We start from the raw sequence: 20,113 nt of genomic DNA, 5'->3' as shown, positions 1-20,113 counted from the left end.
TAAAAGGGTCGGCTTTAAACCACAATATTTCGGTAATATAAAAATTGGAAAAAGAGTATTATTTTTGCTGATTATTGTACCGCCATGCTAAACGTTCCTGGAGTAATCTATGAATAAATCGATAACCTCCTCCAACTCGCTGAAGTAACATTTTTTCCGTGGCATAATTGAGGAAGCGGGCTTCAAGAATTTAGAATTTAGAATGCGCGAATTTAGAATTACCTCTCCTTCAAAAGAAGAGGATTGACGAACACCGAAATTTTTATTTATTATCCCCGATCAAGGGTCGGCTTTAAACCACAATATTTCGGTAATATAAAAATTGGAAAAAGAGTATTATTTTTGCTGATTATTGTACCGCCATGCTAAACGTTCCTGGAGTAATCTATGAATAAATCGATAACCTCCTCCAACTCGCTGAAGTAACATTTTTTCCGTGGCATAATTGAGGAAGCGGGCGTAATTCCAGGGGGCTTTTTTTGTGAGGAAAAAGGTGATGCGGAGTATTAGGTGTTGAATAACAGGTAACCCAAATGTTAAGACTGCCATTAACGGCAAAAATCTAGAAACAAACAATAGTATTTTGCTGGTCAATTCAGAGTTAGTTGATTTTGAAAATAGAAACATAATTACTGCAAAGGGAAGAGTAATTATCGCCAATAACACTCCATTTAATAAAGTTCGCCACATTCCTTCATTGGGATATTTTTTACTTTTCACTTCTCCACCTTTTAAACCTTCACTTATAGCAAGTATAGGAGGTAAAAAAATCACACAAATTGTATATATAAAAATTAGCATTAAATTCAGCAATAGCAAAATTTTTAAGTTAAAACCAAATGTATAAAGTAACGAAAAAGCGGTTAAACTTAAGAATATTTGATCTATAGTCAATAATATTAGAAGTTTTTTATTATGTTCAAAATTAAAAATGTTTTTAGGATGAAAATTAAACAATATTTCTCTGAAAGATTCTCGGTATTTTCTCCAAGAAAATTTCATAACTTCTGTTTCAATAGGATTAATGTAAAGACCTTTATATTTGTAAGTACTTTTATTTATTTCATTAGGATTCATCAATAAGAATACAATCATCAGACCAATTTGAGTACAAATAATATTGTCAATAGACGTAATTCCTATAAAACAAAACCACATATAATTGCTACAAACGAGGCTAAAAATCAACTTATAAATTCTTTTATCCTTCTTGCTATCTAACCAAACAGGATGTAACCTCTCAATCAAAAACTCAGTAAATGAATGCCTTTCCAACTGAGACGCCAACCATCCCAACCAACGCAGCGTCATCTCATCACTAGGCATCCCCTTCTCCCCATAAAACCGACTATCAACCCTGCGCTCCAACATCCTTACCACATAAGCATCCAACAAAAAATCCAACCGCTCATCCTCCCTCAACTCACCCCACCTCCTCAAAGAAACCCCCACCACAACCACCATACTCAAAAACAACGGCACCCTCACAAACTCCAACAACTCCACATCATCCCTCACCCACTCCCACAACTCACCCTTACCAAACCCCAACAAATAACCCTCCACCTGAACATCACTCAACGGCAACAAACAAACCGCACCATTCAAACACAACTCACCCCCAACAGACTCATATTCCTCCAACCGACTACACACCACCAAAAACCCAGGACGACACTCCCCCAACAAAAACCTATTGATCGCCTCCACACACAAACCCTGTCGAGACGACTCCAACTCATCCAAACCATCCAACATCGGCAACAACTGCTTACCTTCGACCAACCTTTTACCAATATCCCGACTCACCCCATACTTCCACCGCAACTCCTCCACCAACCACTCCTCAATAGACTGCTGATCATCCCTCCAAGAAGACAAATTCAAAAACACAGGTATCCCCAACTCCCCATCCATCTGAGCACGAATAACCAACTCCTGACCCAACTCCAACAACGTCGTCGTTTTCCCAGAACCAGGAGCACCCAATATTAACAACCGACCCCCAACCAACGGGTCATCAAACACATCAATAATATCCGCATCAGGGGATAATTTTATGGTTGGGCGATCGCCTATTTTCACACTCACATCCCAAATACGTTTTACCTGTTGAGGTTGAAACTGTTTCGGAACATTAATTAAAACCTCTATTTGATTATGCAAAGACTGACTCAAACGTGCCACTACTTCATGTTTGACTGCCTCCAATAAATTCTTCCGGTTACGCAACTCTTGACGAGTCAGTAAATTCTCTAAATTCCAGTCAGCACCACCTATTCTTCCCCCACTTCTACCCCGTAGTTGACTCCAAGTGGGAGGTGTAACTTTGCCATGATGAACTATTATTGGTAACTGAGTAATTCCTGGTAATTTTTGTTCAATTTCTGGATGTAATTCTTGTAATTTTTGTCTAGCTTGTTCCATGGAAGTATAGACAGAATTGTTGTTAGTAAAAGAGGTGAGAAAGTATTTAAGAAATAGAGGAGCAACCTGGTCTGGGGTAATTTCTCGCCAAATAATAATAGTAATGCCAATATCTGCTAATTGTTGAGCTAAACCCAAACCATCACAGGAGTTAAAAATAGCTAATTGTAAACCTTGTTGTTTAGCAGTTATGAGAGTATTTCTAATGTCTTGGAAGTCTAAATATTCTTGAGAATTGAGATGAATAATACCAGAGTTTTGTTGATGAGTTTGACTGTGACCGGAAAAGATGATTATATCCCAAGTTTCATCCCATAGTTGTGCAAAGTCTTGTCGTTTAAGTTCTTGATTTGATTGTGGTAAAAATTTAGGTATAGCTCCTCTTCTTCTAAGTTTTTGAATTAAGTCTTTGTCTTGAGAAATATTAATACCAGTGTCGTCTCCTAAGATTCCTAATATTTTGACTTGTCTGGGAATTTCAGAGATAATATTTGGAGTATTTTTTCCCTCACGGAAACTGAGTATAGTTTCAATTTTCTGATTTTCTGAAAGGTAGATTTCTCCCCAAGGTAGTTTATGTAAAATTTCTACTGTTTGGGCATCGGAAATATTTTGAGTATTGAGAATAAGGATAGTTTTTTCAGTGTGGGGAATTAGGTTTTTTATGGGTGTGAACCAGGTATTAATTTCTTGGCATAGTCTTTGATAATAATGGAAACATTCGGAGCTGGAAATATTAGTAATTTGATGTTTTTTGAATCCTGCTCTGGGGGTGGGGGTGAGGGAAATATATTGTTGTTGCCAGTTTTTATATAGGTAAGGAATTTGGGGTGCTGCTGGTAGAGTTGTAGTAATTTTTGGGGTTTGATTGAGTTGGATAGTTACGGAATTAAAGCCTTCTGAAAAGTTGCCGTCCTTGAGATAGATTGTGATTTTGTTTTTCATGGTTTTTTGAGAAATGAACTGCTTTGATATTGAAAGAAATTAGTAGGTTGGGTTAAGCGGTAGCGCAACCCAACAAAACTTCTTGATTATTGTTGGGTTTATCCTCCGGATAAGCTCCGCTAACCTGCCTCAACCTAAGCTACAAAGTCTGCTCCAAAACAAGTGGATTTGATATTATTTGGTTTGAAAAAGGCAGAAGGCAGAAGGCAGGAGGCAGAAGGGAAAATTGCTTATGGATTCTAACCCCAAACAATTTTGAACACCCTGTAGACGGTGGGGTATTAAACCCATAAGGTAAATGATAAATGTTGGGTTTCCTGCGTCAACCCAACCTACAAATTGCTTCCTCCTTCCTGAAGCTAAACTATAAAATTCTCAACTATTTCTGCATCATCTAAAATGACTTTTACAGAAAAACATTTACCAGGAACTTCACTAAATTCTAACTGAATTAATTGGTCGGCTGCCCTAGTATGAATGTTGGGTTTATCCTCCGGATAAGCTCCGCTAACCTGCGTCAACCCAACCTACAAATTGCTTCCTCCTTCCTGAAGCTAAATTACAAAATTTTCAACTATTTCTGTATCATCTAATATCACTTTTACAGAAAAATATTTACCAGGAATTTCACTAAATTCTAACTGAATTAATTGGTCCGCTGCCCTAGATTCTACTTCCTCAGTATCTGATTCTAATTCAATTTTTAACCTTAAACCAGGAGGCAAATATTCTTGCCTGTCAATAGGATAAACTTGCACTAATACCCCCATTTCCGAATCATATTCAGGCTGAATAGTAACAACTAAAGCGACTTTTTGCCGATTTAAAAGTAAATCAAAATCTATAACTTTTGCTCTTTTAACCGTATCAACAGAACTACTTTTAGCAAAACCTAACTTTGGGGTTAAAACTGCTTCAGGAGACAACCAAATTTCCTCAAAAATTCCAGCAAACCAATTACCTAAATTAACCAAAGGATTCAGGGGTAAAACTTCCTGTTTATTTTTCTCCAAAAACTCAAATAAATTATCCAGAGGTTGTAACTCGGCAAGAGATATTTTTTCCGGTAAATCATTCTTAACTGCTGGATAAAATCCTAAAATTTCTACCCTGTCTAAACTTTGCTGAAATTGCACTGCCACATAACCAATAAAATTTTCAGCTATATCTAAACTGGCAGAAAATTCTGTTTCTCCAGGCAAAATAGGCATACATAATAACTGCCGATTTTCTACTATCAAATCAGTAGCATTGAATAACCCACTCAGCAGCGGATTAAAACTATTATTCTGTTCTAAATTTGTCTCAAATTCTAGCCATTTCAGCAAATGAGAAACAGCAGTAACAGCCAAAATATTTAAGTAAACTTGTTTAGCTATTTCTGGATGAGATTGTTGGGCAGCTAAAGCTGATGCTTTTTGATGTGTTTTAATATCCAAAGGTACAATAACCGGACGTAATTGAGTGTAATTATTCATAGTAAATTTATCCTAAAAAATGTTGACTAGACCTGCTGCTAAGGAAGGCAGAAGGCATCCCCCCTACCACCCTTTGAAAGGGGGGAGAAGGCAGAAGGGAATATTGGTTCAAAGGGAACTTGTTTATACCATTTTTCCACAGTAAAAATTTAAAAAATTCCTGTATTTTTTCATGCTTCTCTTTTTGGTTGCCTGTTACCGAAAAATTGTCGTTTAAAGCCTCCTTTTTTTAAGAAAAATCCTTTGAGTAAATCCTCTTCTTTTGTAAGCATTTAGCCGTCAGCTATCAGCTATTGCTTTTGATGTGGCTTTAAAGTTGTATTAATTGAGTTAGAATTAATCTAACTACAAAAGTCGTTAAAGTCTATATTCATTTAAACTATGTCTTTAAAAGCAAGGTCTTATTGCTGAGAGCTGAATGCTTACCTTCTTTTAAAGGAGAAGTAATTGTTAATTATTAATTATTAATTATTAATTGTTCCCTATTTCGGCAAGAAATCTACTGTAATAATCCAAATTATTCTCAATATCCATAACAATTTCCCGTAACAAAGGCAAACATTTGCGCTGCCAATGAGCTTTCAAAGTTTGATAATTAATTCCCTGTTCTTTAGCAAAACTTTGCCATGTTTTTTTCGGTTCCGCAGCAACTAAAGTTATCCGCTTATTACTTTTTTTAATAGTTAAACCTTTGCGACCTCTAATAATAACCCAATCTTCCTTAACTGTGATTTTTTCCGCGCGATCGCTCAAATAAAAATATTGCACTATAGTTTGAGCATTACAGTCAGGATAATTTTGCGGATGACAACTACTTAATTTTCCCTCTGGATCTGTTTCGATATACAATTCCAAAATTAAACCCTTGTTTTGAGTAGTTTGACTTTCTTCTTGCTGCATCAAACTATCCAACGAGTCTAAAGTCGGATAAATAAAACCATCATCAGATAAATTTTCAATCCATTCTCCCTCATCCTTATCTCGTTGTGTGACATTCAGACTCAGCTCCTGACGATGGCGACAGTATAAGTCGAGAATGTCATATTTGAGAAACCCATTCACCCACCTAACATAATGCTCCCGTAACGTCGAAGCAGAAACTTGGTCAATATCTGCGCGATCGAGAAACTGTGCCAAATTTTGTCTGACATCAAATAAAGTATTATTGAGCGCCTCCAAATAATTTGGGTGAGCATCTCGGCGAATACCAGGGAACCGAGAAGTTAGACTTAATAAACTGCCCACTATTTGCTGATATTTCAGACTTCCGGTGGGACAGTTACAGATTTTTTGTAAGAGTTGTTTAAGTTGTTCGTCCATTACTCTAGACGTTAAAGAAAAAAAAGCCTCTAAATATACAGTCGAAAGCTTGTCAAAAAATTATGCCAAAAATAACTTCTAACTTTTGACTTTTGACTTTTGACTTTTGACTTAGTTAACTGGTGTTCCTGAAATGTAATGGTAAGTAACTGAAGATAAAATTGAAAAACTTATGTTTTGCGTTGATACTTAATCTAAAAATTATTACCATTCAACAACGTCAATTATCCAAATCGTCCAAAAATGAACTTAATCAGCAAACTATTTTCCAAAATTAACATCCCTCAAAATATTCGCTTTCGACCCAAAAACCTCCTCTGGGTTTCCCTAATAATATTTGGACTAACCCTCACTCAAATCTACAGTTATCTACCAACCGCCACTGCTCAACAACCCTCCTCCTTTTCCCCCAGAGAATTTCGAGGAGTATGGGTAGCATCCGTTGCCAATATTGACTGGCCTTCCCAACGTGGTCTATCTGTTGCGCAACAAAAATCAGAATTACTCAACATCCTCAACCGGATGCAAGAACTTAACCTCAATGCTTTAGTATTGCAAGTTCGACCCAATGGAGACGCTTTGTATGATTCTCCCATCGAACCCTGGAGTGGTTGGATGACAGGCAAACAGGGAACCCCACCACAACCATATTACGACCCACTAGAATTTGCGATCGCCGAAAGTCATAAACGCAATATCGAACTCCATGCTTGGTTTAACCCATACCGCGCTCAACTTAGTCCCAATGATGGTTCCTTTGCTGGAAATCACATGGCAGTCAAATATCCCCAATATGCTTATAGATACGGCAACAACATTTGGATGGACCCAGGGGCGAAAGTTATTCAAGACCAAACTTTCAACACCATTATGGATGTAGTCCGTCGTTATGACGTTGATGCCATTCACTTTGACGACTATTTCTACCCCTATCCTAAAGGGGGGCAAGAGTTCCCCGACTACCAAACCTATAACGCATACAAAGCATCTGGTGGTACTCTCTCTGTATCTAACTGGCGACGACAGAATGTGAATAATATGGTGCAACGTCTTTACCAAGGTATTCACGCTGAGAAACCTTATGTAAAATTTGGCATTAGTCCATTTGGCATTTATCGCCCAGGGAACCCTCCTGGTATTGTCGGGTTAGATCAATATGAAAGTTTATATGCTGACGTAAAATTATGGATGGAGAAGGGTTGGGTAGATTATTTAGCACCGCAACTTTATTGGCGAATCGACCCCCCTCAACAAAGTTATCCAGTTTTGTTAAATTGGTGGTTACAACAAAACCCACAACGTCGTCATATTTATGCGGGAAACTATTTAAGTCAGTTGCAAGGTGCGGGTTGGTCAGTATCTGAGTTTGAGAGACAAGTTGCTATTTCTCGTCAGAGAGCAAGTCAACTTTCTTTAGGAAATATCTTTTTTAGTATGAAGATGTTTCGAGATAATTTCGCAGGTGTGAATAATGTGTTCAAAAGTTCAGTTTATCCAACTCCAGCATTACCTCCAGCGATGCCGTGGTTAGATAACCAACCTCCCGCACCACCTACAGGAATACAAGTTAATTCTGATGTTATTAGTTGGAGTGCTGATAATACTGGTGATGTTCGATCTTGGGCATTGTATCAGCAAACAGGTAATCAATGGGCACTTGTACAAGTATTAAATTCTGCTACTAATGCGGTGAGAGTTACGCCAGGAATTTATGCTTTGCGCGCAGTAGACAGGTTGGCAAATGAAAGTTCAGAAGTGGCGGTAACGGTACAGTAATTCAGAATTTAGAATTTAAAATGTAGAATTTAGAATTAAAGGTAAATTTACCAATTCGGAATTCTATTTATAGCATTTCTCATAAAGATGAAGTAAATTTACGATTCCCCTAAATCCCCTTAAAAAGGTAGGGACGTTCCATGGAACGTCCCTACAGGGTTATTATTTTTCACGGAGACGATATTATTATGTTAGAACAAGTGCTGAATTTAGCGAAACAACTTCCTGTTTCTGAACAAATTATTTTAATTGAAAAAATGATAGTTGAACTTAGAAAAAATAAATCTTCTCAATATTCTTTAATGCCTATAGAAAGGTTACAATCAGAATTTGCTAAAGATTTAGCAGAGGCAGGATATAAATCAAGAGATGAGATAGTGAATTTAGTGCGAGAAGTGAGACAGGAAATTTCACAAGAACATCACTAATTTTATTCAATTTGATAATACTTTGAAATAAAAAAAATGACTATTTCTCCAAGTCGTATATTTTTCGACACTAATGTTTATATTATTGGTTTCGCTGCTCCAGAAAGTAATGAGTTTAGATGTCTTCAATGGGCTGGTTTAGGTATGAAAAAATCTTCATTAATTGAAGTTGTAATTTCAGAAATATTGCTTGCAGAAATTTTGCGAGTGGCAAAACGTCTAAAAAATAAAGATTGGAGTGGAGAAATAGTCGATAAAATTTGGCAAGATTTTGAAGTATGTTATGTTCTACTGGATGAAAATGAACTAGAAATAATTAAAAATTCAGGTAATATTCCTAGAGAGGATGCAGGAGTTTATTTAACTGCTAAAACAGCTAAAGCTCAATGTTTTGTGTCGGCTAACTATAAATTAATTAAGGCTATTGTAGAAAAAACTGGAGAGTTTGAGTGTCTAACTCCTGAAGCTTTTGTTAATAAGTATGTTTAAGTTATAAGTGTCTTCTTGACGAGTTCAATAAATCCATTGTTGAGCATCTTCTCCTACTAATGGATAAGTTGCTTTTCCTTGAATATTATGCCATTGACGCCTAGGTTTAGGGGTTGAATTATCATCTCTTTGAAGATGACTTGATAAATAACACATTAATTGAAGTTTTTCTTCAACGTTTAGCCCTTCTGATTTAGTAGGGACATTGCATACAACGTCTCTACCATTTGTAACTAACATTATATCAAATATGGCTTTCAGTGATTTTAAGACAATCTCGGATGTACAAAAAAAGTATAGAATTAAATATTCAGAAGAGAATTTCATAGTTAGTCAGGAATTATTGCCTTCAGAGAGTTTTATCCAAGACTTTGAATTTAACAAAGAAAATATAGACTTGTTTGCCTCAGAAGCATCTCGCAGTGAAATTATCATCTCGCCACTATTGCGTGAAGTTTATAAGAAATATTATCAGAAGTATTCATTTTGGATTCGCAAAAGTATTTCTTACGATGAAATTCTCTCTGGAACACCTGACTATATTTTTTCACGACGTTCTGAACTTGGTAAAACTGTATTAGAAAAGCCTATTGTTATTGTTGTTGAAGCTAAGAAAAATGATTTTGACCATGGTTGGGGGCAATGTTTGGCGGAGTTGTTCGCGTCACAGAAAATAAATGATAATTTTTTAAGGGCAGTATATGGAATTGTTACAGACGGTAATTTATGGCAGTTTGGAAAGCTTGCGGGAGACAATTTTATCAAAGATTCTGGGAATTTCACTATAGATAATCTGCCAAGAGTTTATGGTGCTTTGGAAAACCTCGTTCAATTAGTAGAAGAGGATGATGATAAATAGGATAATTTGTAGGGGTTTTGTCTCCAAACCCCTAGACTTTCCTGTTATCTATTTTCTCTATTAGCTCAAAATATTAATGGTTGTTAAAAAACCAGGTTTCTGCTGATTAACGAAAGCTCATATTCGAGGGTAAAAATATCTATTAACTAAGGATTGATATTTTGATAATTACTAGAACAAGGTTTTACCAGGGCAAACATCCCCAGTTAACTTAACTAATTTCTTCCGTTTATTCTGTGGATTTTCTTCTTTTATCAGAGTATTATATTCATCTTGAGACTTTTTATTTACTGTTTGAAAGTCTACAATATTCAAGAATTGAGACTTTTCATTATCACGTATACCATAAACCAAAAGACAAACAGGTTCTTCATTTCTACTCGCCTGAATGAGTCGTGCATTGAGAGTTTGGGAATGTCTTTTTGATATGGGTTTGGTAATACCAGGAATTGTGCCTTGGTAATCTACATTTTTGAGAACACTAATATCATTCTCTGGAGATATACCTTGATTTAGCACTCGATCCGTAGGTTGATGGTCTGTATAAATCATGGGAGTTAGTTTAGATGTTCCTGTTAATTTCTGAACAAAAAAACTTCTGAGTCTATCTGTTCCTTGTTGTTCAGCGAAATCATAAGATGTCACAGACGATCCTGTGATTTTGACCAAAACCCAGCCCGATTTATAATTGCTAGTATCTATTTTAGGATAGAGAAGTGCTTGAAATTCTACAAAATCAACAACAAATCCCATGCTAGAACCAATAATGCCAGCAATAGTGCCAACAATAGTTCCAGCAATAATATTGTTACGGATAGAGTCGATCAATCTCTTAAATAAATTACGATTTGGTGGAGTAGTCATTAGTTGTACCTGATGTTTAAGTTTGGGCGTTAGTAAATCAAGAGGTGAAAATTTAAGAACCATTCAAAGCGATCGCTTTGAATACCCGATTAAGAATGTTACTCCTAGCAAAAAATCATCTCTTTAACCGCTAATACCAAGAGCTGAGTGTTTGTTCAGGATAAAACAACTAAAAGGCAAGACGCTCATTCTACAAAACTATTCAGGAAAAAAAACGTGCAGACAGAGCAGTATAAATGCTCAAGGAAAGAGGAATTAATCCGGATAATGTATAAGCATTATTCCAAAAATTTAAAATTCTTGGTAGGGGTTTGGTCTCCAAACTCTCTAGTAATATTGTTGGTAGTTTTACATAGTAATGGTATACAGGAATAAGAAATACCAGGAACGGAAGCAAGATGCTCCCACTACTATTCCCTATTACCTCTTTTCTATATATTCAATTAACCATGCAAAAAAATCAACTCAAACAAAAACTCAAAAACGGCGAAACTGTACTCGGAACTTTTATGAATTGTGCTTACCCTGCATTCATCGAAATTTGCGGTATAGCAGGATTTGATTTCGCAGTTATCGACCTCGAACACGGACCTCTAAATATTTTAGTTGCAGAAGACCTTTGTCGTGCTGCTGACTGTGGAGGTGTTGCTCCCGTTGTCAGAGTTAGCAAAAATGATGCTGCACAAATTCAACGCGCTCTTGATATTGGTAGTGCGGGGGTACAAGTTCCACAGATAGAAACAATAACCGACGCAGAAATAGTAGTGCAAAGTGCTAAATATAATCCCATTGGTTGCCGTGGTTTATCATTTGGAACTCGCGCTGGAGTTTACACTTCAGCAGGTAGTAATATTACCGATAAATTGAATGCAGAATCTTTAGTTGTTGTTCATGTGGAAGGTACAAAAGGAGTCGAAAATCTGAGAGAAATTGTTACAGTTCCTCATATTGATGTTATTTTTCTCGGTCCTTATGATTTATCTCAATCTTTAGGTATTCCTGGGGAGGTAGATGATATTCGAGTTGTTGAATTAATGCAGAAAGCAGTAGAAATTATCCGGAATGCTGGTAAAACTGTTGGTACTTTTACTAATAATCCTGAGACTGCTAAAAAATGGATTGATTGTGGAGTTCAGTATATTGGATTAGGCATAGATGTGAGTATTTTCTTACAAAGTTGTCAAGCTTTGGTCAGAGCTGTAAAAGGTTAATTTTTACTTAGGAAGTAAGAAGGAAGAAGGAAGAAGGAAGAAGGAAGAAGGAAGAAGGAAGAAGGAAGAAGGAAGAAGGAAGAAGGAAGAAGGAAGAAGGAAGAAGGAAGAAGGAAGAAGGAAGAAGGAAGAAGGAAGAAGGAAGAGGGAAAAAGTTAATCTAAGAATGTTATCAATAATTGGAGTGACTAAAAGATTTTACAGGAAATGTTCCTTTGACTAAATAGTATAAAAACGATTCATTCTGACTCCTTACTTCCCCTCCTGTGAGGGGGAGGGGCGAGGGGTGGGTTGACTCCTAATAAATAGCCAAGCTATTTTTAGCCAACATTTATTCAATTAGTATTAGACTTGTTGGCGTTGGTAACTTGAGGTATGATGTTTTGTCCGGATAAGAGTGCAAACAAAAAACTTTCTCCCTCTACTATTCTTTCTTCTTCTTTCTTTCCTCCTGACTCAGTCCTCCTGAATTCCCCTCCTGGGAGGGGGAGGGGCGAGGGGTGGGTTGACTCCTAAATAATTAAGATTAATATCATACACGCCCTTCACCAACGCCACATTTTTTAACAAAAATTCATAGTTTGTATACTATTTAGCAACAGTTCTCAGAAATCTGAGCTATATTAAAAATATAGTTGTATAAAACTAAAATTTTGCTCTATAAAATAGGGAGAAATATTTATGCAAAAAATTTTAGAATCAATTAATTTAGATTACGCTTTTATGTTTACCTACAAAAAGGTAAACTCAATTAGCATGGAAGGTTTTGAAGAGTTTTTTGCCGATCTTCCTGTCGATCCCTACATAAAAGCTAAGTATCGTTACAGAAGACTTTCTCGTTTTATGATCTCAGGGGAAGAGTTAGGAAAACAGCCTCACGGTTATCTTTATCAAAGTAAAAATTATAATCCTTTAGTAGGGGATATAAAAAGAGAATTTGCTGAAATAGACGACAGACTTATTGTCTTAGATAACTTTAAAAAAATGATTTTAGCTTTCTGCGATTCCTGCAAACTACATCCAGAAGCAGATATTGGAGTTCATCAAATAAGAACTATTTGTTCGCCTAATAATTCAGGTAATCCAGCACCGGAAGGTATTCATAGAGATGGCACAGATTTTATTGGCATATTTGCAGTAGATCGACATAATATTCAAGGAGGTGCAACCCATCTTTATACTGCGAAAAAACAAAAACCTGTGTTTAGTAAAATTCTCCATCCTGGGGATTTATTATTAGTAAATGACCATGAATTTTTCCACTTTACAACTCCGATTAAACCTGTGAGTGAAGAAATGGGATATCGGGATGTATTTGTGTTAACTTCTCCAAGTTTGATTCATTGAAGAAGAGAGAAATAACGACTAAAGATAGAGATTTTTACTTTTGATAAGTTGTTTGTAGACTTGTTACTAGATAAGAGGAAATTAAACTTATTATTTTTCAGAATTACCTTTTCCTGAATTGGAGGGGAATTAGGAAAAAATAAATCTCACTGTTTCACTCCTCCACTATTAAATTTAATACCCCACCTTTACCTGCTATACATCAATTAGAATGCAGATTTAACTCTAACTCAATAATTGCTAAAACTCCCGAATCACCTTCTTGAAAAAAAGGAGATTAATATCAAATTCATATAAAGTTGCATAGAATAATATTTGAATTAGAGTTAACTGTAAATATAGATCAACAAGACAAGTGAATAAATTTCATAATTTTGCGCAGTCTCACATATAATTGGCATAAACTAAACATTATTTTGATATAGCAATCAAAAATCTTTTGTAAAAAATCTAAGGATATATAAAAACTCTGAAACTTTTAGTCCTGTTGCCTGTTCCCTCTTCCCTAAATTCAAATATTTTTACCTACAACTGAAATAGGATTGCTGTATAATTTTTAAAGATGTAAATTTTCTGATGAAATCAAATAAAAATGGAACGATACCTACAAATATTAAAATTATTTTGGGGGACAGCGATCGCTGCTGAATTAGAATACCGCTTCAATTTTGTTATAGCAGCAATCAGCAGTTTAGGGAATTTATTAGGTAGCTTATTTGGGTTATTTTTATTTTATAGAACAGGCTATAAATTTGATGCTTGGAATTGGGAAGAAGCTTTAATCGTCTTAGCAATTTTTACTATTTTACAGGGTATATCTGCTATTTTTTTGACTCCAAATCTGAATCGCATTGTCACACAAGTACAAGAAGGTACTCTAGATTTTGTACTACTAAAACCTATCAGTAGTCAATTTTGGCTTTCTACTCGTACAATTTCTCCTTGGGGAATACCAGATGTAATTTTTGGTATTCTGTTATTGGAATATGCTGGTAGTAAATTAGGCTTAGGAATAGATAATTATTTGTTTAGTTTAGTACCCCTAGTCTGTGGGATAATTACTCTTTATAGTCTGTGGTTTATTTTGGGTTCAACAAGTATTTGGTTCGTAAAAATTTATAATGTGACAGAAGTCCTTAAAGGCCTATTAGAAGCAGGAAGATACCCAATGGGTGCCTATCCCAATGCTTATCGTTTCTTTTTTACTTTTCTAGTACCAGTTGCATTTTTAACAACAATTCCAACTCAAGCAATCTTAGGTAGAATTGGAGGAACTTGGATAATAGTTTCTTTTATTTTGGCAAGTGGGTTATTATTTGCTTCTATTGGATTTTGGCGGCTGGCTTTGCGCTACTATACAAGTGCTTCTAGTTAATAAGTAGGTGGGCAAAATTATTTGTATATTTATACTGAGATATATATACTGAGATATATTTTATGCCCCCTCTTCTTTACTTCTAAATGTTAAATTAATCTTCCACAGGTACTTAATTTAGCTATGGAACCAAATCAACTTTTAAGTGAACTTGAGGAAAGTTTAGATTCTGAATAGTTACTACAAGAAATAGAACAACAGCAACAGCAGGAAGAACAACTTTCTGAAGAAACAAAATTTTCACAGAAACGTCTGATCATCTTATTATTATCTATTCGGCGTTGCTGATTTGAGGTATGATATCTTATCCGGATAAGAGAGCGAGCAAAAAACTTTCTCCTTCTACTCCTCTTTCTTCCCTCCTGACTCCTGACTCCTGACTCCTGACTCCTAAAGTGATTAAGATTAATATCATACACTAATTCAGCAACACCTCTATTCTAATGATAGAAGTAAGTATAGTTGTCTATGCTCTACAAGCTAGTCAAAGAATAGTAATTGTTTCTCCTGAAGAAAAAGATTTCAAAGAAGCTCAAAAACTAAATATTCAAGCTAAGAATATGGTTAAATATCAACCACTCCCTCCTCATCCACCGGAGGTATGGCAAGAAGCTATAGATTGACTCCAAGAAATACCTCAAGATACTTTTGTTGCTGCCGAAGCAGTAGAAAGATTAGATGTCTACCATATTTGATTTCATTAGAGTTGTCGCTAAATAGAGGGAAAAAATCGCTCCAACCTAGACAGAGCAATAATTCTAAGCATTTTTAATTTCTAATATCTAGAATCCTTACAGAACAAGGTTTTTGGGGATTTTTTAAGTTATAAAGCGACAAGTCTATTATAGAAAGGTAGCACAGTCAAACTTTTTTATAGCGGTTTTCATTAACATAGAATACAGCTGTCAGGTCTGTAACTTATTAAACTTAAAACATACTTATATTTTGTCTGTAGTCTACCTTTGTGAAAATCGCTATAATTATGCTACCCAATCCTATTATTGTGATCGCGCTTGGCCTAAGGTAGAAATATACACAACGGCTTCATCTACAGGAATACCTAAAACTTCATTCACATAATCGTCAAAGAAACCACCGATACCACTAACACCTAAATTAAGATAAATAGCTGCTAAATTTAGCCTTTGCCCAAGATGGCCTGCATCTGCATGGAGGTAACGGTAAACGCGATCGCCATATTTTGCTACAGCTTTTTTGAGGTCAGCGGTATGAAATAGCACAACAGCAGCATCTCTCCCTAATTCCTGCTCCAAGCACAGAAAATGTAACTCTTGTCGGAAATTTTTAAACCTAATTTGTCGTAACTCTTGAGCTATTGGAGCATAATAATAACAACCTTCTTCTAAACCATCTACTCCCGAAACGGCAATAAATGTTTCGATTAAACTTAGGTCAAAATAATCAGGGTTACGATCTAAGTCTTGATTAATATAATGATGGGGTTGATAGGTAAAATCTAATACAGCTAATAGTTCCTTTAAAGCAATTGGTTTCCCAGTATACACGCGAGTAGAGCGTCTTTTGAGAATTGTTTTTCTTAAAGCTCTTAAGTCTTTGCCCCATGAGATAGAGGGAGTGACAGTGGAGACTTTTGTACAGAATGGAAAGTTGTATTTATCTTCTGAGTATTCAGGAGTTTCTCTTGTTTTCCAATTAGGCACTTTTGGAGAATTTGAGTTGATATGAGTAGCTTGATGTAAATATTTTAGCAGCTCGCCATCTGGAATGAGAGGATAATCTGTTTGAGTGCTAGAAGGTAAAGCACTTTCCCATTGTGAGAGATTTTGTTCAATATCTAGTAGGTCTGCCAGAGCGATAATAGCGATCGCCTGTTCTTCTTGAGTATCCAGATAAAGCATTTGATTTATTGCTTCATCGGTAAACCCACCAATTAGGTGAGGTCGGTAGTTGGTGAAAGCAGAAGCTAATTCAATATTACCTAGTAAGTGACCTGTATCTAAAAATATTCTTCTATATGCTCGGTCTTCATAACGCCAAGCAGAGCGATAGAAAATAGTAGTTATGGCGATCGCTAATTTTGTATTTTCTAAAGCTGGATGCCAAAAACAAGCATCTTGCAATTCTGGCCAGATTCTATGATCCCAAAATCTGAGTAAGGAATGAGTTTTGGCCTGATAATTATATAGTCCGGCAGGTAATAGAGGTGTGCCACGGGAAATTAAATAAACCTCCGCAGGATACAAACCTCCAGCAGAGGGAGCAGCTCTTAAGTAATGATTTCCCATAATTGTTGCCACTTTACCAGTTAAGCCATAGCTACATAAAAATAAATTAGATAGCCTTTCTCCTTCTCCTAAATCTTTTTCTTGATTAATTTGTTCTTGGAGATAGGGTTTGAGGTCAATAGTTGTCCCAACTTTATATTTTTTGAATGGTACTGGTTGTTTTTCCCAGTCTAGTTGGTGATTCTTACTTGCTATTGTTTCTGGGTCGTATTTTGTCCGTTCATGGTAGTGTTGAGCGATGGATTGTTTAACTTCTGTCATAATTCTTGTTAGGTTTTATTAGGTATAGTTATGATTTTGACATTTCTGAATGAAAATTTTACAAATCTTAAAAAAGGATTAGAATCGCAGTAATTTTTATAAGGCAATCTTAATATTAAGCTTAATAAAAAAATCTGAGTATAAATACTCATAATTTCACACATAAATGATAATTATCAACTGCTAATCAAGTAGCTCTAAAAATATTAAAATATTAAGATGGAGAAAATGAGTGCAGAGGAATTACTGGCAAGATACGCGGAGGGTCAAAGAGAATTTTGTGACATTGATTTGAGTAATATTGAATTATTTGAGGCTGATTTAGAAGGAATTAATTTAAAAGGTTGTGATTTAACAAGAGCTTATATGCCTTATGCAAATTTGAATCAAGCTAATCTTAAAGGATGTAATTTGCAAGAAGTAGAAATGGGAGATATTAAACTGTATCAAGCTAATTTATCTAATACCAATATTTCCCAGGGAAATCTATCGAGAGCTAATTTACGTAATGCTATTCTGAGTGGTGCAAATTTGAATCGAGCCAATTTACAAGGTGCAAATTTATATAATGCAGACCTTACAGATACAGATTTAAGGCACGCAGATTTAAGAAAAGCTAATCTAGAGAAGGCAAAATTAGATAATGCTAAATTGGGATGGTGTAATTTATTTCGAGCTAAAAAAGTTGATTTATCTATGGCAGAACACAACGACACTACTATTGGACCTGATGGGTATTAAATAATTAATAATTAATAATTAATAATTAATAATTAATAATTAGGGTTTGCTGAAAAAGTCTTATTGGGTGAGGGGAGGAGACAGGAGACAGGAGACAGGAGACAGGAGAAATGGGAATGAACTAGGAGGTAGGAGTAAGAATTGTAAGAATAATTTTTCTGCCCAACTCTGGCCTAAAATACGCTCCTTTTTGAGCGTGAAGAGCTGAAAACCAGGCACTTTTTAAAAGCACCAAAAAGGCACTTACCTTTATCTGTAAATACTTTTAGATTAGATCGGTAAGCCATAATTAATAATTAACAATTACCTCTCCTTGAAAACGGATAGGATTGACTAATAATGAAAATTTTTTCTCTCTTGGTCGATTGGATATGGTACAGGTTTCCTCACCATCCCACCCTACGGGAAAGCTGCGCTAACGACCGCTTGTTTCTCCTTTAAAGAAGAGGCTTTAAACCTTAATTATTCGGTAAAAATCAAAAATAAAATCAATTCTTATCCATAAATTATCAATTACTCCCCTCCCAGGAGGAGTTAGGGGTGGGTTTCCCCTGTTCCCTGTTCCCTGTTCCCTATTGCCTCTTTATAGAGTGTAGAGTAGAAAATTTTACCGATATTTGATATAATAGAAGTTTTGCATAAATAATATATAGTTGCAGATAGGAGACCAAAATAATGGCCAAAATGTACTATGATACCGATGCCAACCTGGACATCTTAAACGACAAAACTATTGCCATCATTGGTTATGGTTCCCAAGGTCATGCCCACGCCCTCAATCTCAAAGATAGTGGCTCAAAAGTAATTGTAGGACTATATCCAGGCAGTAAGTCTGCCCACAAAGCAAAAGAAGCAGGTCTAGATGTTTACCCAGTAGACAAAGCTGCCGAAATAGCAGACCTAATTATGATTCTTTTGCCAGATGAAGTGCAGAAAACCGTTTATAAAAACGAAATTGAACCTAATCTCACAGAAGGAAAAATTCTAGCTTTTGCCCACGGCTTTAATATTCATTTTGGTCAAATTATTCCCCCATCAAACGTAGATGTCGTCATGGTCGCCCCTAAAGGACCTGGACATTTGGTCAGACGCACTTATGAACAAGGAGAAGGAGTACCTTGTCTATTTGCCATCTTCCAAGATGCTTCTGGTCAAGCACGCGATCGCGCTATGGCTTATGCTAAAGGTATAGGTGGCACTCGTGCAGGTATCCTCGAAACCAGTTTCCGAGAAGAAACTGAAACTGACCTCTTTGGCGAACAAGCTGTTCTCTGTGGTGGCCTAAGTGAATTAATCAAAGCTGGGTTTGAAACTTTAGTAAATGCAGGTTATCAGCCAGAATTAGCTTACTTTGAATGTCTCCACGAAGTTAAATTAATTGTCGATCTCGTTGTTGAAGGTGGTCTGGCAAATATGCGCGACAGTATCTCCAATACTGCTGAATTTGGCGACTATACTCGTGGCCCTCGCATCGTTAATGACCAAACTCGTGCCGAGATGCGGAAAATCTTAAGCGAAATTCAATCTGGTCAATTTGCCCGCGAATTTGTCATGGAAAACCAAACAGGCAAACCTGTATTTACTGCCATGCGTCGCCAACAAGCAGAACACCCTGTGGAAGAAGTGGGTAAAGACTTGCGTGCTATGTTTAGCTGGCTGAAAAAACACGGTTAATTTTTTGAGTCTAAAGAAGAAGAATTAGGACTTACGCAAAGGAGTCAGGAGTCAGGAGTCAGGAGTCAGGAGGGAAGAAAGAAGAGGAGGAAAAGGAGAAAGTTTTTTGGTTGCGGAGTGCGGAACGAAGTTCTATCACGCTCTTATCTGGACATGATATGACTCTTGACTCCTATAAGATTTACCGAATAATTAAGGTTTAATATAGAATCCGGTTATATAGTATATGTTTATAACTATACTTCAAGCCTTCAATCTCCCCTACTCCCCTACTCTCCTACTCGCCCCAACTATATAATAAGTGTTCAACCGGATTTGATATAAAGCCTCTCCTTTAAAGGAGAAAAAAGAAAAAATGTAAGCATTCAGCTGTCAGCTCTCAGCTCTGGGGTTTTAATGAATATAGACTTTAAGGCATTGCTGAGGGGCGGGATGAATTTAACGAAGTCAGAAGTCAGAAATCAGAAGTCAGAAGTTATTTTTGTAACCGGGATTTGAGCTTCGCTCCAAAAATATTTCGCCGATCAAGGCGGGGTTGCGCGACCAATATTATTTTGATAAGTGGGGTGGGTATCCTGCCTGCCCAAAAATATCAGGAACGGGAAAATACAAGGAACGGGCAAGATGCCCATTCCACAAAACTATTAAAAT

Annotated in this window: 18 protein-coding genes; 11 read left to right on the top strand and 7 right to left on the bottom strand. The window is 36.2% G+C overall.

What is annotated here, in order from left to right; genetic code table 11:
- Positions 1-336 precede the first annotated feature (336 nt).
- The 4 genes from F6K18_RS04295 to F6K18_RS04280 form a co-directional block, all read right to left on the bottom strand.
- Positions 337-3,372, bottom strand: a complete 3,036-nt coding sequence (locus tag F6K18_RS04295) for a CHAT domain-containing protein (RefSeq protein ID WP_287518958.1) — start codon at positions 3,370-3,372, stop codon at positions 337-339.
- 359 nt (positions 3,373-3,731) lie between these two features.
- Entirely contained in the window at positions 3,732-3,893 is a 162-nt protein-coding gene (locus F6K18_RS04290; protein WP_287518956.1) for a hypothetical protein, read from the bottom strand.
- A gap of 33 nt (positions 3,894-3,926) precedes the next feature.
- Entirely contained in the window at positions 3,927-4,850 is a 924-nt protein-coding gene (locus F6K18_RS04285; protein WP_287518954.1) for a DUF1822 family protein, read from the bottom strand.
- Positions 4,851-5,321: 471 nt separating this feature from the next.
- On the bottom strand, positions 5,322-6,170 hold the full coding sequence (locus tag F6K18_RS04280; RefSeq protein ID WP_287518952.1) for a hypothetical protein: 849 nt from the start codon (positions 6,168-6,170) through the stop codon (positions 5,322-5,324).
- 243 nt (positions 6,171-6,413) lie between these two features.
- On the opposite strand from F6K18_RS04280, the gene F6K18_RS04275 reads away from it, so the two are divergent.
- The 3 genes from F6K18_RS04275 (at position 6,414) to F6K18_RS04265 (ending at position 8,863) form a co-directional block, all read left to right on the top strand.
- Positions 6,414-7,946, top strand: coding sequence for a glycoside hydrolase family 10 protein (locus F6K18_RS04275; RefSeq protein ID WP_287518950.1), 1,533 nt, complete (start codon positions 6,414-6,416; stop codon positions 7,944-7,946).
- A 140-nt stretch (positions 7,947-8,086) separates the two neighbouring features.
- Positions 8,087-8,374, top strand: a complete 288-nt coding sequence (locus F6K18_RS04270; RefSeq protein WP_287518947.1) for a hypothetical protein — start codon at positions 8,087-8,089, stop codon at positions 8,372-8,374.
- A gap of 36 nt (positions 8,375-8,410) precedes the next feature.
- Complete coding sequence (locus F6K18_RS04265; protein WP_287518944.1) at positions 8,411-8,863, top strand: PIN domain-containing protein; 453 nt, start codon at positions 8,411-8,413, stop codon at positions 8,861-8,863.
- A 24-nt stretch (positions 8,864-8,887) separates the two neighbouring features.
- Here the strand turns inward: F6K18_RS04265 and F6K18_RS04260 are convergent, their stop codons facing one another.
- Positions 8,888-9,103, bottom strand: coding sequence for a hypothetical protein (locus F6K18_RS04260; RefSeq protein ID WP_287287725.1), 216 nt, complete (start codon positions 9,101-9,103; stop codon positions 8,888-8,890).
- Positions 9,104-9,113: 10 nt separating this feature from the next.
- Between F6K18_RS04260 and F6K18_RS04255 the strand changes: the two genes are divergently transcribed.
- Positions 9,114-9,722: a hypothetical protein gene (locus tag F6K18_RS04255; protein ID WP_287518941.1), complete on the top strand. Its 609-nt coding sequence runs from the start codon at positions 9,114-9,116 to the stop codon at positions 9,720-9,722.
- A 171-nt stretch (positions 9,723-9,893) separates the two neighbouring features.
- Here the strand turns inward: F6K18_RS04255 and F6K18_RS04250 are convergent, their stop codons facing one another.
- Entirely contained in the window at positions 9,894-10,586 is a 693-nt protein-coding gene (locus F6K18_RS04250) for a hypothetical protein (protein WP_287518939.1), read from the bottom strand.
- A gap of 449 nt (positions 10,587-11,035) precedes the next feature.
- Between F6K18_RS04250 and F6K18_RS04245 the strand changes: the two genes are divergently transcribed.
- The 4 genes from F6K18_RS04245 (at position 11,036) to F6K18_RS04230 (ending at position 15,142) form a co-directional block, all read left to right on the top strand.
- Entirely contained in the window at positions 11,036-11,797 is a 762-nt protein-coding gene (locus F6K18_RS04245) for an HpcH/HpaI aldolase/citrate lyase family protein (protein ID WP_287518936.1), read from the top strand.
- Between the two features lie 681 nt (positions 11,798-12,478).
- Positions 12,479-13,144, top strand: a complete 666-nt coding sequence (locus tag F6K18_RS04240; protein WP_287518933.1) for a 2OG-Fe dioxygenase family protein — start codon at positions 12,479-12,481, stop codon at positions 13,142-13,144.
- Between the two features lie 592 nt (positions 13,145-13,736).
- A complete protein-coding gene (locus F6K18_RS04235; RefSeq protein WP_124154485.1) occupies positions 13,737-14,519 on the top strand; it encodes an ABC transporter permease in 783 nt (260 codons plus the stop codon).
- 443 nt (positions 14,520-14,962) lie between these two features.
- Complete coding sequence (locus tag F6K18_RS04230) at positions 14,963-15,142, top strand: hypothetical protein (protein WP_124154484.1); 180 nt, start codon at positions 14,963-14,965, stop codon at positions 15,140-15,142.
- Between the two features lie 375 nt (positions 15,143-15,517).
- Here F6K18_RS04230 and F6K18_RS04225 read toward each other — a convergent pair whose 3' ends face one another.
- Positions 15,518-17,047 carry a SagB/ThcOx family dehydrogenase gene (locus F6K18_RS04225; protein WP_287518931.1) on the bottom strand — a complete coding sequence of 510 codons (1,530 nt, stop codon included), beginning with the start codon at positions 17,045-17,047 and terminating at the stop codon, positions 15,518-15,520.
- Between the two features lie 219 nt (positions 17,048-17,266).
- Here F6K18_RS04225 and F6K18_RS04220 point away from each other — a divergent pair, with 219 nt between their 5' ends.
- The 3 genes from F6K18_RS04220 (at position 17,267) to ilvC (ending at position 19,462) form a co-directional block, all read left to right on the top strand.
- Positions 17,267-17,788: a pentapeptide repeat-containing protein gene (locus F6K18_RS04220; RefSeq protein ID WP_287518930.1), complete on the top strand. Its 522-nt coding sequence runs from the start codon at positions 17,267-17,269 to the stop codon at positions 17,786-17,788.
- Between the two features lie 46 nt (positions 17,789-17,834).
- Entirely contained in the window at positions 17,835-17,996 is a 162-nt protein-coding gene (locus F6K18_RS04215) for a hypothetical protein (protein WP_161565146.1), read from the top strand.
- A gap of 467 nt (positions 17,997-18,463) precedes the next feature.
- Entirely contained in the window at positions 18,464-19,462 is a 999-nt protein-coding gene (gene ilvC / locus F6K18_RS04210; RefSeq protein WP_287518928.1) for a ketol-acid reductoisomerase, read from the top strand.
- Positions 19,463-20,113 lie beyond the last annotated feature (651 nt).

The sequence above is a fragment of the Okeania sp. SIO2C2 genome, from assembly GCF_010692625.1.
GTDB classification, from domain to species: Bacteria; Cyanobacteriota; Cyanobacteriia; order Cyanobacteriales; family Microcoleaceae; genus Okeania; species Okeania hirsuta.
This window is presented reverse-complemented; position numbering and strand designations above follow the sequence as displayed.

Coding starts and splice junctions, on each gene's coding strand:
- F6K18_RS04295 (WP_287518958.1), bottom strand. CDS start 3,372: ATGAAAAACAAAATCACAATCTATCTCAAGGACGGCAACTTTTCAGAA.
- F6K18_RS04285 (WP_287518954.1), bottom strand. CDS start 4,850: ATGAATAATTACACTCAATTACGTCCGGTTATTGTACCTTTGGATATT.
- F6K18_RS04280 (WP_287518952.1), bottom strand. CDS start 6,170: ATGGACGAACAACTTAAACAACTCTTACAAAAAATCTGTAACTGTCCC.
- F6K18_RS04275 (WP_287518950.1), top strand. CDS start 6,414: ATGAACTTAATCAGCAAACTATTTTCCAAAATTAACATCCCTCAAAAT.
- F6K18_RS04270 (WP_287518947.1), top strand. CDS start 8,087: ATGGAACGTCCCTACAGGGTTATTATTTTTCACGGAGACGATATTATT.
- F6K18_RS04265 (WP_287518944.1), top strand. CDS start 8,411: ATGACTATTTCTCCAAGTCGTATATTTTTCGACACTAATGTTTATATT.
- F6K18_RS04260 (WP_287287725.1), bottom strand. CDS start 9,103: ATGTTAGTTACAAATGGTAGAGACGTTGTATGCAATGTCCCTACTAAA.
- F6K18_RS04255 (WP_287518941.1), top strand. CDS start 9,114: ATGGCTTTCAGTGATTTTAAGACAATCTCGGATGTACAAAAAAAGTAT.
- F6K18_RS04250 (WP_287518939.1), bottom strand. CDS start 10,586: ATGACTACTCCACCAAATCGTAATTTATTTAAGAGATTGATCGACTCT.
- F6K18_RS04245 (WP_287518936.1), top strand. CDS start 11,036: ATGCAAAAAAATCAACTCAAACAAAAACTCAAAAACGGCGAAACTGTA.
- F6K18_RS04240 (WP_287518933.1), top strand. CDS start 12,479: ATGCAAAAAATTTTAGAATCAATTAATTTAGATTACGCTTTTATGTTT.
- F6K18_RS04235 (WP_124154485.1), top strand. CDS start 13,737: ATGGAACGATACCTACAAATATTAAAATTATTTTGGGGGACAGCGATC.
- F6K18_RS04230 (WP_124154484.1), top strand. CDS start 14,963: ATGATAGAAGTAAGTATAGTTGTCTATGCTCTACAAGCTAGTCAAAGA.
- F6K18_RS04225 (WP_287518931.1), bottom strand. CDS start 17,047: ATGACAGAAGTTAAACAATCCATCGCTCAACACTACCATGAACGGACA.
- F6K18_RS04220 (WP_287518930.1), top strand. CDS start 17,267: ATGGAGAAAATGAGTGCAGAGGAATTACTGGCAAGATACGCGGAGGGT.
- ilvC (WP_287518928.1), top strand. CDS start 18,464: ATGGCCAAAATGTACTATGATACCGATGCCAACCTGGACATCTTAAAC.